The organism is Hyphomicrobium sp., assembly GCF_041674905.1.
Lineage (GTDB): Bacteria > Pseudomonadota > Alphaproteobacteria > Rhizobiales > Hyphomicrobiaceae > Hyphomicrobium_B.
This window is the reverse complement of sequence record NZ_JBAYUV010000057.1, coordinates 1-13,672: the sequence shown is the minus strand read 5'-3', so window position 1 is coordinate 13,672 and position 13,672 is coordinate 1. Positions and strand designations below refer to the sequence as shown.

12 protein-coding genes are annotated in these 13,672 nt (G+C 41.0%); 3 read left to right on the top strand and 9 right to left on the bottom strand.

What is annotated here, in order from left to right; all coding sequences use genetic code 11:
* Window positions 1-192: 192 nt before the first annotated feature.
* Both WC026_RS16490 and WC026_RS16485 read right to left on the bottom strand, forming a co-directional pair.
* A complete protein-coding gene (locus WC026_RS16490) occupies window positions 193-876 on the bottom strand; it encodes a hypothetical protein (protein ID WP_372712099.1) in 684 nt (227 codons plus the stop codon).
* Between the two features lie 65 nt (window positions 877-941).
* Complete coding sequence (locus WC026_RS16485; protein WP_372712098.1) at window positions 942-2,348, bottom strand: radical SAM protein; 1,407 nt, start codon at window positions 2,346-2,348, stop codon at window positions 942-944.
* Window positions 2,349-3,053: 705 nt separating this feature from the next.
* On the opposite strand from WC026_RS16485, the gene WC026_RS16480 reads away from it, so the two are divergent.
* Window positions 3,054-3,908 (top strand): hypothetical protein, encoded by an 855-nt coding sequence (locus WC026_RS16480; RefSeq protein WP_372712097.1) that lies wholly within the window; start codon window positions 3,054-3,056, stop codon window positions 3,906-3,908.
* Window positions 3,909-3,967: 59 nt separating this feature from the next.
* Here the strand turns inward: WC026_RS16480 and WC026_RS16475 are convergent, their stop codons facing one another.
* Window positions 3,968-4,696 carry a type II secretion system protein gene (locus WC026_RS16475; RefSeq protein ID WP_372712096.1) on the bottom strand — a complete coding sequence of 243 codons (729 nt, stop codon included), beginning with the start codon at window positions 4,694-4,696 and terminating at the stop codon, window positions 3,968-3,970.
* A 940-nt stretch (window positions 4,697-5,636) separates the two neighbouring features.
* On the opposite strand from WC026_RS16475, the gene WC026_RS16470 reads away from it, so the two are divergent.
* Entirely contained in the window at window positions 5,637-6,752 is a 1,116-nt protein-coding gene (locus WC026_RS16470; RefSeq protein WP_372712095.1) for a hypothetical protein, read from the top strand.
* 128 nt (window positions 6,753-6,880) lie between these two features.
* Here WC026_RS16470 and WC026_RS16465 read toward each other — a convergent pair whose 3' ends face one another.
* From WC026_RS16465 to WC026_RS16440, 6 genes are all read right to left on the bottom strand, one after another.
* Entirely contained in the window at window positions 6,881-8,329 is a 1,449-nt protein-coding gene (locus WC026_RS16465) for an amino acid--tRNA ligase-related protein (protein WP_372712094.1), read from the bottom strand.
* Between the two features lie 342 nt (window positions 8,330-8,671).
* Window positions 8,672-9,211, bottom strand: coding sequence for a dCTP deaminase (dcd, locus tag WC026_RS16460; RefSeq protein ID WP_372712093.1), 540 nt, complete (start codon window positions 9,209-9,211; stop codon window positions 8,672-8,674).
* A gap of 11 nt (window positions 9,212-9,222) precedes the next feature.
* Window positions 9,223-9,726, bottom strand: a complete 504-nt coding sequence (locus WC026_RS16455) for a hypothetical protein (RefSeq protein WP_372712092.1) — start codon at window positions 9,724-9,726, stop codon at window positions 9,223-9,225.
* 4 nt (window positions 9,727-9,730) lie between these two features.
* Entirely contained in the window at window positions 9,731-10,555 is an 825-nt protein-coding gene (locus tag WC026_RS16450; RefSeq protein ID WP_372712091.1) for a class I SAM-dependent methyltransferase, read from the bottom strand.
* Window positions 10,556-10,564: 9 nt separating this feature from the next.
* Window positions 10,565-11,884 (bottom strand): hypothetical protein, encoded by a 1,320-nt coding sequence (locus WC026_RS16445; RefSeq protein ID WP_372712090.1) that lies wholly within the window; start codon window positions 11,882-11,884, stop codon window positions 10,565-10,567.
* Between the two features lie 7 nt (window positions 11,885-11,891).
* The gene (locus tag WC026_RS16440) at window positions 11,892-12,905 is read right to left on the bottom strand and encodes an LD-carboxypeptidase (protein WP_372712089.1); all 1,014 of its coding nucleotides are present in this window, start codon (window positions 12,903-12,905) and stop codon (window positions 11,892-11,894) included.
* Window positions 12,906-13,348: 443 nt separating this feature from the next.
* On the opposite strand from WC026_RS16440, the gene WC026_RS16435 reads away from it, so the two are divergent.
* Window positions 13,349-13,672, top strand: a 324-nt coding sequence (locus tag WC026_RS16435) for a hypothetical protein (protein WP_372712088.1), incomplete at its 3' end; no start/stop codon positions are given.

Below are 13,672 nucleotides of genomic sequence, written 5' to 3'. Positions count from 1 at the left end.
TCGGGATCTATTTTTTTTATAACACAACCTTTACCTTGCAGTTCGGCTGCGAGTTTTTGATAGCGAATTAACCTATTAGATTCGCCAAGTCCTGGAATAATATAAATTGTTTTTTTCATAAAATACAGAAAAGAGTGAAAGTTTCAGAAGTCTTTATTGTAACAATGTATTTCATATTCATGTCACCGAGAGCTATTGCGAAAGGTTGGTGCTATTTATATAATCAATACTCTTTTCCAAAAAAAATAACAAATTCTCTTTTTCTTCCGACCAAATTTTCTTTACCACCTCGCATTTTTCTTTTAGGTCAGAATAAAATAATTTTTCTTCCATACCAAGCAAACTCTTAAACTTTGGTTCATTCAAGACAATAATATTGAATATTTCAGAAAGTTCCCAAAGTGGTCCAGAATTAGTATCCATTCCTTTAATTTTGTACTTCAGGTTCTTTTCGCAATAGTCAAAGAAAGCAAAATGCATGATCTCATGAAAAATAACTTCAATTTTGTGTGGGATATCTTTTTTGTAAAAAACCTGAAATGTTTTTGATTCTACAAATCTCGGATTGCAGTTAAATATGGATAGAAATCCCGTGTAATTTTTATTTCTAAAATCTATTTCGAACAAATTCCGTAAAGCATCAAAAAATACTTCTTGTTTTTCAGATACTTCAAGTTGAAGTTCACTACATACAGAATTTAACGCTGTTTGATTTGTTGAATAGAACTTATCAATATATTCTTTATGATTATCCAGAGTAATTAATGGGTGTTCTTTTTGTATCGTCATACCAAAATCAACTCCGGCTGTTTTGAAATCCCAGAAGTCCTTATATATTTCGTAGTCTAATTCTTTGTTGAGTTTAATGTTTACCATGCATTTAAAATAATAAACCTCTTACCGATTAAGGCAAGAGGTTTTGCAGATTGTGAGATTTTTAATCATAGGCGGTCGAACAGATCCCAGATCAGCCATTCTAGAGAAGAGAGAGAGTGTATGCAGAATCTGTCATCAACTGCCCAAATGCTGCCATTGCGTAGCCATGAGGCATACGCGCAACCACCACCGCACATACCAATGGCTGGGCAATTATAGCATTGAGGCATATTGAGTGGAGTTCGGTGTTTCCATTCAGTAATGACAGGATTATTATGAAAATCGAAATCCTTACTGACTTTAGCAAAAAAGAACTGTTTAAGGCCAACGCCTTCATGACAAACACCAAGTTGGCCGTCGGGAGAACACACTAACTGTGCTCCCAACGCCTGGCAGTCATAAGCGTGAATACGTTTATCTATGAAAGACTTGGCCTTGCGCATCATTCGATCTTCGTACACTCCTTCCTCGCGAGCAAGTTTGAAGTACTCAATCATTCGCTGCGATACAGCTTCCATGTACTCTTCACTCATGAGGTTCTGAGCCGTATCAGTCAGGGGATTAAGATTGATTGAAGCAAACCCATAACGACGATGAAGTTGGAGAAGCTCTGGTAGTCGATCTATGTTATGAGCACCAACCGTACTCGAAATAGACACATCCGTTTTACCGGCACTACGAAGCATTTGGTAGCCTCGAATTGCTTTTGCAAACGATCCTTGACCACCGATACACGTCCGTTGCTCATCATGAACTTCTTCGACACCGTCAATTGAGATGGCAATGTCGATATTGTTTCGTGAAGCAATGAAAGCCGCGATCTTTTCGTTGATGAGAACGCCATTCGTTACGATTGATAGATGGAATTTGTCACCCATCGCCGCAACTTCTGCGCCGTAGGTGGCTTCTATGTACTCAACAACTAGCTTTATCAACTTAAAGTTGATCAGGGGCTCTCCTCCATAGAAGAAAATAGTCTTGGTCAATTTTAAATACTCTGGAGGATTTCTCACTAAGTTTGCGAAGAACATGTCGATGGCTTCCACTGCTGTATCAAAACTCATTTCTGAATGTCTGTATCCCTCGGGCATATTGTTGATAATAAAACAATACCCACATCGAAGATTGCATTGGTCCGTGACAAGAAGATACAGAGTTTCAAGACCTGGAGAAAGAATGTGTATTCTTCGTTTCTCTTCTAGTAAAGCCATGTCGTCAGTCTCCACCGGAACAATCATGCCAACCCTCAAAAGTTCCTCGATTACCTTATCGAGTTGATCGGAAAGATCCAGGAACTTCTCTTGGAGGTGTTCTGGGGTTGTGCCGAGTTGGAGAATTTTTACAACATCACGATACTGTTCTTCGAGAAATACCACGTCCATACCAAGTGAATGATATAGGGCAAAATACCCATTACCCACTCCTTGGAAAACGTGTGTCCACTTGGATATACGAAAAGCACAGTTTTGCATTGCTTACTCCTTAGAAGGGTAAGAGTATTTAGGAATAGGAGCCGGACACGCGTCCGGCTCCACACCGATCAGCACGAGCATCCGCATGCGCATTTGCTTAGAGCGACCTTCTTCAGATCGATCTTGCCGATCACGGCTTTCCGTTGTGCGGAGGTTGCCGTTTTCATATCGCACCTCTCTTTTTGTAAAAGAGCTTGCGCTTAATAGACAACCCTGTGGAACATCCATAGGTGCTAATTGCCCATTTCCTATGCAACCATACCATTAATATCAATGATTGACTAGGGTATATACGGCAAACCGAAGTATAACGAGGAGAAAAAGAAGTTTGTCGAAGGAGTTTTAAGCGGACTAAGTTAGGTCCCTATATTTGACCACAAAAGGGGAGTTGACACAAAAGGTCAACGGGTGTATAATACATATAGAACAGCCTTGGAGATCGCGCAAGCGTACTCGGGCTTATAGAGCGCTCAATAGAGCCTCTAAACTCGTTATTTTAAAAATACTCAGTGTTGAGGGCATCCTAAGCCGAAAGGTGAGGGAACAACATTGATTTATATAAACTGGCTTTAGGCGTTAGGTTCTAGGCCTTAGGGATTTGCAAAGATGTTCTTTGCGAATTGGTTCCGGGCTTCTACAAAAATTTCCAAGCGCAAGCTTGGAGAAGGCCCAAAAGCACTCCGTGCTGGGCCAAAGGAGACTACTATGCGTACTTCTTATCTGACTCTCGTTGGAACTCTTGTCCTGTTCGGTTCGTTACTTCTGCCGGGCTTCAAAACCCTACAGACCGCAGCGGCGGCGAGCGTCCTGACGATCGACGTTCAGGCCTCACCGATGCCGGTGTATCCAGGGTCCATGACGACCCACAACGAGCCGTGGATGTATTTCTATTTCATGGGGTTGTCGTATCCCACTGACATCACTGTGAATCCTTCGGCGGTTGAATTTATCGGCGACACACTTGATCCAGCCTTGCTCGTAACTTCGAGTTTTGGCTCGTGGTTGGCAAAAGCAGATCCTGCTTCTGTCTTTGGTTCTGTGTTTCTTAATGAAACCGGTAACCGTATCGGTCCTGGTGGTTCAATCATCTCAATCGACTCCGGCAGTCTGGATATTCGGAATGTCACAATCACTTTCGAGAGCGGTGGGAGCAACTTCCTGGGCTATGTCAAGGATTTTAGCACCCTCGGCCTCCAAAACGGCGACTCGTATCCATTTGGTGTATGGGGTAAATATCAGGGTGTTTGGACAACTGTTGTCGGAGACCCTGTTGACACCTTGCTGTTCGGGGACCCTGTCGGCGTCGGTGTTTCATCTGACGGCGTTCTTGGTTCTTCAGACCAGGAAAAGCTTGATAACACCGTGGCTTTTATCCAAGGTTTCGATTACCTGAAGACAACCTTCGCCTACAACGATGTGGCGAATGATATCTCAGGCTCAGGCTCGAAGACTATGAGCATCGTACCCTTGCCGGAACCAGGTGCACTCACTCTATTCGGCCTTGGTACACTACTTGTGGTGACACAGGTTCGCCGAAAGCTTCGACAAACAGAAATGTAAAAGCAGACGCCCTCTGTTTTTGCTTCTCTTATTACCCACGTCTTCATGGCGTGGGTTTTTTATTTGGTGAGTACACACCAAGTATTGGGAGATATCAGTGTCTTGCTTGCCCCTAAACCACAAGGGATATCACCTTGAAGTGCCCATTTAATCTTGAAACCATCGCAGGCACTCGTCGTACACTCATATGTTGCTCCTAAAAAGGCAACACCAACTATAACAGGTTGCGAACTAACTGCTTTGAATTGCGAGATCTTTTCGAGGAAAGCACTTTGTAGTGTAGCACTTTCATTTGTTAAACCGTACCCACAAGCTGCGTTGTCGGGGGCGCCACCAATGTTTTTGTAGTCACCGAGACAGTAGGCCGTTGTATTTGAAGGTGAATTTGATGGGTACTTTCCATAATCAAGTCGATATAGTTCGGCGGCTTTGGTGTAGGCATCAATTTGTTGAATTATTGCAGAGTTTCCGGCTTTGGATCTAGCATCCTGCATTCCAGCCATAATAACCGAAGCGAGTAACGCAATAATCGAAATCACCACCAGAAGTTCAATAAGAGTGAACCCCGACACCAGTTTTGGTTTAACAAAGTTTCGCCCATGTTTAATGTTGAAGACGTGATTTTGTTTTTGAAGGGTAATTAAGCTACGGAGTATTTGTTTGGCTTTGCGGAACCAAACCAAAACTGGTGTAGGGGCGTGTCCCTTTTGAGACGAATGAGTTGTTTTTGAAGAAAACCGAAGAAACCAAAATTGAAGAGGAGAATTTTTAACAGCGGACAATTTCAATTTTGAGCTTCTCGTTTTCATAGTACGTGTTACTTAGAATTGGAGCGAATCAAAGCTAGTAACCATATTGCGGGGTGAAAAATCGAAGAGGGAAGAAAGCGCTTTAATAGAGTTTTTGTTTTTTGAAGCATCTCTCAACCACACTTGTTCTGACACGAGTGGTATGTCCTCCTTGTGAGGCAACCCCGTCTCGTCATGCTCAGCATGAATGACATCAAAAGAACCATCACCCTCATCGTGTGGGGCAAATATCAAAGCTATTTTTTTGGCAATACTAAAGAGAGATGTTCGTGTTGGTTTGTCCAAACATACTGACCTTTCCGCAAAAACATTGCGTACTGTCATAGTAGTTTAATTGTACGCCTATCTCACTTGTGTTACAAACGATAGGACTGGATATTTTCTTTCCAAATATTTTCAATATCGATTAACGATTTATTGTAGATAGAATTGAAAATCTCAGCATTTTTTTGAGCAGAAAATTCTCTACTGGTGTTTTTGTAAAATTTCTCGAATTTTTTTCTATCAAATTTTTCAATGAGAAAGCCGACATACGTGTGCATATTACCACTTATTATTGACATAAGTATCAATAAGATGTATCATTGGGTATCCATGGGGTGTTCCTGTGGGTGTTGTTCTTTCACAATACCAAAGATAGGAGGTATCAAGCCATGAGCAGATCTGCTCAAGAAATCAAGGCACGGTGCTCTTCCATATTAGGAGACGAGAAAATCGTCTTTTTGGTGGATGAGAGTAGTAGCCCATCGGCCGCATTTGAGATGATCTTTGCGACCACGAATGACTCCAACAAGGCAAAGGCCGGCCGATGGCTGGCGGTCCTGCGTAGGGACTACTTGGAAGAGTACAAGAAGTTAGTTCCACTCAAACCTAGCCACGTCAGAAATGACACGGCACAGACAGAAAAGGAAACGCGATCATGAAAAAGGAAGTTATGTCGCCAGAGCGTCTGAAGGCCTCTTTGGCCGTTCCAGACCTTACTGATCCCAAGAATGGGGTTCATGCCATCAACATTGTTGCTGGCAACGTAAAACGGGCACTGGAGAAATCCTACGCCGGAACGGTTGTCGAAGAGGTTCGTTCAAACCCCAAAGTTTCCTCAAAGGAAAACTTCGACGATCTTCTCTTCCCATCGGATAATGCTGGACGATCTTCTCGTTATACGAGGTATGTTACGGAAGACACTGTCTTGCGTACTCACACTTCGTCAGCCATTCCGAGCTGGCTCAAAAAAGCATCTCAGAATGGTATCGTCGAAACAATCGTTGTTTTGCCGGGGATGTGCTATCGTCGTGATGTTGTCGACAAGACCCATTGCGGTGAGCCACATCAGATGGACGTCTGGCGAATCAAACGTGGGTCTCCTCGTTTCGCCAGGCTAGACCTGATTCACTTGGTGGAAACTATTCTGGAATGTGTTATTCCGGGATGTAAATACCGGGCGAATGAGGTTGAACACCCTTACACAATGCACGGTCTTGAGGTGGAAGTTTTTGTGAACGGGTCGTGGCTCGAAGTGCTCGAGTGTGGCGAAGCTCATCCGACCGTCCTCAAAAACGCCGGTCTTGATCCTGAAGAGTATTCAGGGCTCGCTCTGGGTATGGGTCTTGATCGGCTCGTCATGATCATCAAAGGTATCGATGACATTCGAGTCCTGAGATCGGACGATCCTCGGATAAGGCGTCAGATGATGAATCTTGAAAAATTCGTCACCGTTTCTGACCAGCCGTCAACAAAGAGGGTGCTATCCTACTCTACATCTGTCGAAAAAACAGAGGAAGATATCTGCGAAGAAATTCGCGATGAGCTGGGACAGGACGCTGTCTTCATAGAGAAAATCGAGTATTCTGAAATTCCCTATGACCAGCTTCCGGAAAAGGCGAAACTGAACCTCGGCATCAAACCAGACCAAAAGAATGTTGTGGCAACACTGACGTTCCGTTCGCTGGAAAGTTCTTTGCCGAAGGCGATGGTCAACGGGTGGATGCAACGCCTCTACCCGAAGCTGAATGAAGGATCTCGAGGGTATATGTAGAAGGACCCTCGCCTATCTGTGTAGTAAATCGTTTCAATGGGGCTATGGACACTGTCTGTAGCCCCTTTTTATATATAAAAACCCCGTGCCAGAAAATCTGACACGGGGTTGTTGATACGACCCATACTTCAAAAGACAGGGAAGAGTTCCACATCTCTTATGTCCTCCGTGTTCAACAGAAGCATAAGAAGACGCTCCATCCCCATTCCAATTCCTCGGCACGGAGGTAAACCAAACTTCATTGCGTTGATGATGTCTTCGTTGACACCACCATTTTGACTTTCCTTGCGGTAAGCCAGCTGTTCCTCCATGCGTTGTCTGATAAGGCGAGGATCACGCTCTGGATTAACAAGGTCGGCGACAAGCATCCCGTTAATAACTAGAAGAGTCTCATCAACGGTTGACCCATCATCATTCACCTTGAAAATCGGAGACTGAGCTGCTGGCAAGTTCCTCAGAAAAGCAGGTCCTGTGATGCGAGCCATCACGTGACAATACAGGGCGGTAGCCACAGTATACTTGTTCACCTTTGTAGGATGAGCAATTTCCGCTTTGTCTAGAATGTGTACCAGCTCTTCGACAGGACGTGATTCGTCATATCTTATGCCCGTATACTTCTCGATTTCTTCCATGAAATCGTAGGATGGCCAGTTTCCAGAGCAATCTATCTCTCCTCTGGCAGTGGGAATTGACGGAAAACCGTACAACTGGATAAGAACTTCGCAGATCATATCCTGGGTCAGGTTTTCTATCTCTTCTCTGCTGGCATACGCACGATACAGTTCAAGGATTGTGAACTGAGGAAGCATGTCAGCCGTAGCTCCTTGGTTTCTGAATGATTTGCCAATCTCAAACACCTTCGAGAATCCAGCAACCATCAACTTTCGGAGAAACAGTTCTGACGTCAACCTCAAATACATATCTTTGTCGTGTTCGGTTACGTGCGTCACGAACGGATCAGCCAGACCAGCCTCAAAACTTTCCTGAAGCAAGGTCATGCTTAATTCATCGTATCCCTCTTTATAGAGGAATTGCCTTATTGCACGGAATACCAACGAACATTTCCGGAAATGCAGAATCTTCCCTTGGTTTTGAATCAATTGAAGATGTCTATGAGCATACAAATTTGATCTCTTGCGGAAATCAATGTTGCTGTCATAAACATCACCCGTTGCTTTGGAAAGCAACCTGATCTTGTCTCCAAGGAGGACATCTTTTCCTGAAACACAGAGCTTCACACCCTCCAACATCACGACATCTCCATAGTGGATAACGGAGTCCATTGCCTCGATGTTTTCTGGTGTGCGCATGAGGTATGCAGGAATCGATAATCCATTCCCCTCGATTCTTTCAAGCGTAAGAATTTCCTTTCCTTCCAGTGTGCCAAACACTCCGAGCTTGGAGATCTCACCAGTATTGTCAGAAAGCATAAGCCTTCCAACAACGATGGTTTTTTCTCCATAAACCACAGTGTTTAGGGTGCAGACTTCGACGGATCCTCTTGGTGCCTCACGGCGATACGCAAGAGGGTCGATTTCGAGAGCAGTAGCCCTCTTCCTTTCACTCTTTCTTGCCATGAGACACCTCCTTAATTGGGTTTATTGTTAACGAACAATGCCACCACTAAACTAATATAAAATAGTCAGTTTGTCAACCTCGTAAACAAAAAAGCTAGGCTGTTAGCCTAGCCCCTTCTCATTGCAAAAATGAGCAAAATCACGAACAAGATATTTATGATCAATGATATCGGTTTAACCTTTCTCCTTTTGCTGAGTTGTCTTTCCTTAGATTCCATAAGACAAAGCAAAAGATTTGACATCGTCTTTCTCCTTCTGATGTTTGTAGAAGCGTACTAACTATCAGGAACATACATGTAGCTGCGAGCGTTGCACTAACTGGTTGAATTCAGGTCGTAAATATTATTTCTTTTTAAAAATATCGTATTTGAAATCTTTATATGTTAGAGATGGAAGTGGTCCGGTGCTATTCTGGTACTTACCTTTGTATAAAATGATGTCTCCTAAAGGAAGCCAAAAACTGACTTGAGCAATAAGCATCCCTGGGTATAAACGGACTGGGAGAGTAGCATATAGTTGAAAAGTGGTAACACCGTGCGATCCAATGTCTATTAAATCAGCGGTAACATGAACAAACAACCCCATTCTAGCTGTACCAGATTTTCCGTGTATAATTGGAACATAAAAATCACTACCTATTCGTTCGTTGGAATGGCCTAAAACAAAATCTCCAGCTTCAAGCACCAGTCCTTCCTCTGGTATAGTTATTTCTTCATGTTGAGGTTTACATTTTGGATCGATAACACCAGATTTGTATCGAATAATCGTAGGGCCCAATGATAGGTCATAAGAGTTTGTGGTTATTCTTTTCTTATCGAAAGGGGAAATATCAATTTTTCCCTTTTTAAATTCCTCAATTATTTTTTTGCCTGTTAGTATCATGTTTTTTGGTATTAAGTTATGGGAACAAATGATTCCTGAGGATGGTTTAAATGACCGTATCTGCCGTCATATTTCTTAACTGTGCCATAGTTTTTCCAAAACGAAACTTGTCCTATGATCATACCAGGATATAGTTTTATAGGCAGAGAGGCTACGATTTCTAGTGTCCATTTATGTTTCGACGTGGTGTGGCCGAGATTTGCTGATACCTGTAAAAATAGGCCATATCTGCCCATAGAACTTCTGCCAATAAGGGACATTGCATATTTTGAACTGCCGATCACTTCCTTGGTGGTGGCAAGATACATCTTTCTTGGCTCTAAAATATAACCGTCTTTCGGAATTTTTATCTCCTTGAAAGCAGCTTTGTCACCGTCGAATCCATCAAAAACTTTTATAGTAGAACCAAGTCGATAATTATAACTATTTGGATTAACTTGTTCGTCGCAAAATGGCTCTATGGCAATATTGCCAGATTTTATTTCATCTTTAATTTTGCTTCCAGTTAGGATCATGTTTTTAAAACAGCTCGACAAATCTATTTGGATATACGGCCTTTCTGTATCTTAAAACAAGTACACTATACATCTGATAAGGACGCAGGTCATTAGACATCTTCTTTACTTCGTAAAGTCTTTTATACATAGCTTCGTATACTTTTTCATCTGCAATATCGAGCATTTTGCATGCACGGTCTATGGTGCACTTGCAATAGTAATTAAGTTCCCCCTCGGTTTCTTGAACTAAGCTGTTTCGCTCCTCAAAAATCACTTCAAGCTTGTTGTATGATTTCATGATTTCCTTGTAAGGAATTCCTGTTGGAGTGATATTGAATACTTTTTGAGCTCTTTTCATCAGTGTCTGAGGTAGTGGTTTTGTCACATAAAATGGAGAAGCGAGAATGTATCCGCCGTCTTTGAGCATACTGATGCATCTTTCTAACATTTTTGCTGGATCAGGAAAAAACCCAAGAGAAGCACCGACTGCTATGTGAGTAAATGGTTTATCGGATTTATATTTATATCCATCGGCTACAGAATACGAAAAATCAATTTTCGGTGCGTATTGTTCTTTGTTGTAGACGGCCATTTTGATGGATTTTTCTGAAAGATCAAATCCCTCGCCACTACAGCCTGAAAGCAGTGCTAGCTCGCGGGATGAAAAACCCGTAGTGCAAGCCACCTCTAAAAGACGAGAATTTTTATTTAATCCAGAGAAACATGCCCATTTTGATAAAGTGACATGTGATCCGGGTAGCACATTCCATTGGTTAATTAGCCCAACAAAATCTGTATATGACAGACCCTTGATATATTCCGGTGTGATGGATAGTTCTTTTTTCATTTTTTTAAATTATATTTTATAAACTGGAGGAATTGGTTGAATAAAATTTTGTGCTAGTGAATAAGTAAGAGCTCCTTGGTTGGGAACGACAATGATATCTCCCTCTCGTATTCTATTTGCGTAGCAATAGTATCCCCAAATATCCCATGTCGTGCAAAGATTGCCCCACATATTGCACCCCGTTTCTTTTTTTGATGGTGACGACAAATTTATTAAGGGAAAATACTCGTGCTCAAAACGTTGCCAACCAACCATGTTTACGCCACCATCAAGCACAACATTATTTTTGTTTTTTACATCGGCCACAGAAAGAACTATGTGCATAGCTTCATTGCATATAATACGCCCAGGCTCGGAATAGTAAGTTGCGTTTATGATTGGTTTGAGGTGTAGATTAATTGCTTGTCCAATTTTTTTGGCATAGTCGCTAATTTTGACAGCGTCGCGAATATAATACGGAACATCAAATGTAGACTTTTCTCCATTATAAGAATTTACGGTTTGTATAATACTGCCTTGTGGTGTTTTGTAAGGATAGTATCCTTCCGATTCGTAGACCTCAAATCCACCACCAAAGTCAACATATTTAATTTTTTGCAACTCACTTGAATTAAAATTATTTTTCAGATAAGTGCCTAATTCTTTTATTGTATTTGCGTAAAATGTCGCATCTTTATTCCTAGACATATGGAAATGAATGCCCTGGAGGTCGATAAACTGGTACTCCAGCGCTTTTTTGAAAAAAGATTTTAGATCATTAATATGAATCCCGTATTTTTTCCAATCGCCATATTGATCAGTATGGATCCGTATGCCAGCTTTAATTTTTTTCTTTTTTCGGTTTGTTAAGGTACCTAATTTTTCCAGTTCATTGAAACTATCGATATTGATGGTAATTATATCGGCATACTTAAGTGCGTAAAGTAAATCGTTCTTTGTTTTGCCAGGGCTAAAATAAACAATATCTCTTGACCCTGCTTTTATTGCAATGTCTATTTCACGTGGGCTTCCAACATCAAGTCCCATGCCTTTTTCGACAGCACGTTTAACAACTAATGGATGGTGATTAATCTTAATGGCGTAATAAGCCTTAAAAGAAGAAATCTCATTTTGAAATGCCTTTAGAAAAATATCTATAGAACTATCGAGTGCTTGCTGGTCAAAAACGTAAAAAGGAGTTTTATTCTTATTGGTAAGGTTTTTTATTGCCTTGTTCTTTTTTGTAATGGAACTGACAACATGGAACAAATCTCCTTTTTTATAAGAAACTTTATCATTCAATACTTTTTCTATATTTTTTATTATTGATTGATTTTTATTGTTAGACATAGTTTTATCACACCACTGCCTGCCGAAACATAATCTGCTTCTTTTCGGTGTCAATGGTTGCAAAACCGCCGTTCGGAATAGTAATCAACGGATCAGAATGCCCAAAATCTACGTTATAGAGTATCGGGAATTTTGCTTCGGAAAGATGATCTTTTAGGATATCTTCCAAAGAATCTTTTGAAGAAAAACTGGACTGCTCTGTAAATCTTCCTATTATTAGCCCAGATATTTTGTTGAACCATCCCAGTTGTTTACATTGATAAATAAATCTATCAACATGTGCCGGAGTGCTTGTTTCATCTTCCTCAATAAATAAAATTTTTCCAGTAATATCTGGCAGGTATTCGGTGCCGTTTAAGATTAATAGAGTTTGAAGATTGCCGGCAATAATCTCACCAGCCGCTTTCCCTGGTGTGAATATTTTTAAGCCGTCGTTGTTTTTTTTGATTCTATGGTCATCATCTTCTCGTAAAAAATATAGATCATCTGCATAGTTTTGAGATGGTTCAATAGTAAGACTTTCCTGTGGGCTAATACACATTTTTTCAAAATAGTCCCAAGTATATTCAAAAGGTTCCGGTTTAGCAAATGAAATTACTCCCGGTCCAGAAAAGGTTATTAGTCCCGTCTTGGCGGTTATTGCAGTCGTAAGTGCTGTGACATCAGAGTACCCGATGAATATTTTTGGATTTGCTTTAATCAGATCATAGTCCAACTTATCAAGCAATTGGTTTGTATTAAAACCACCCCAAAATGCCATAATGCATCCAATATCTTCTCTTTTTATAAAATCATGAATATCCTCAACTCTAGACAAGGCTGTTCCTGCAGTGTGTTTTTGGGTAAGAAATTTTACTGAACGTCCTTCAGTCACAGAAAATCCTTTGCTTTTTAAGTATTCGTATCCACGTTTAATGGTCTCTTCTGGACACACACCTGCAACAGGGTCAGCTGGAGCGATGACGCCTATTAGTTTACTTTTATCAAGTCTGGGAGGTAATATTTTTTTAACAATATTCATACTATTTAATAAATATAAGACTACAATAAACTCACAAAATATGAGTCTAATTTACAACTTTTTACAAAATAAGTCAAATAGAAAGTTCTTCTAGTTCACAGGCAATTCCATAGAGACTTTTGTTCCTCTGGAGATCCATCAGATTCAGCCTAGGTGGTTTTAATGGCTTGTAATGGTAGAGTATAACCCCTTGCTATTCAAGAAATAACCCTCATTGTATAGGGCGAATATCAAGGCTGTTTTTTGGCAATACTAAAAAGAGAGATATTCGTGTTGGTTTGTCCAAACATACTGACCTTTCCGCAAAAACATTGCGTACTGTCATAGTAGTTTTATTGTAGCAGATGTTTCGCCTCGGTGTAGCCCCTTTGGGGACTAATGTTCTATTTGTGTTTTTCCAAGAATCCATTGCATAAAAGCCCATTTTGCACGATAGTAATATCATGAATGAACTGGATGAATTATTGAATGAAGACCAGAGCCTTAGAAAGTCTCTCAAAGAGGGGAAAATTCCTCATAAAGAATTTGTTGAGGCGGACACAAAGGTTTCAAAAAAGTTTTTAGGCTGTCTCACCTGCAATCAGTTTTCCTTTGATCCAGAAAATCCAGAAGTATATCGTGCGATGGTGACTCTTGCTCTGCACGCTCCTCATGAAGAAATGCAGGAGATTTTTGAAACAGCCAGAGAAAATATCAAACCCCAAGATCAAGCTTATTTTATCGACAAGCTTTTGATTCATGATGGGAAGAAACAGATGTATGGCACC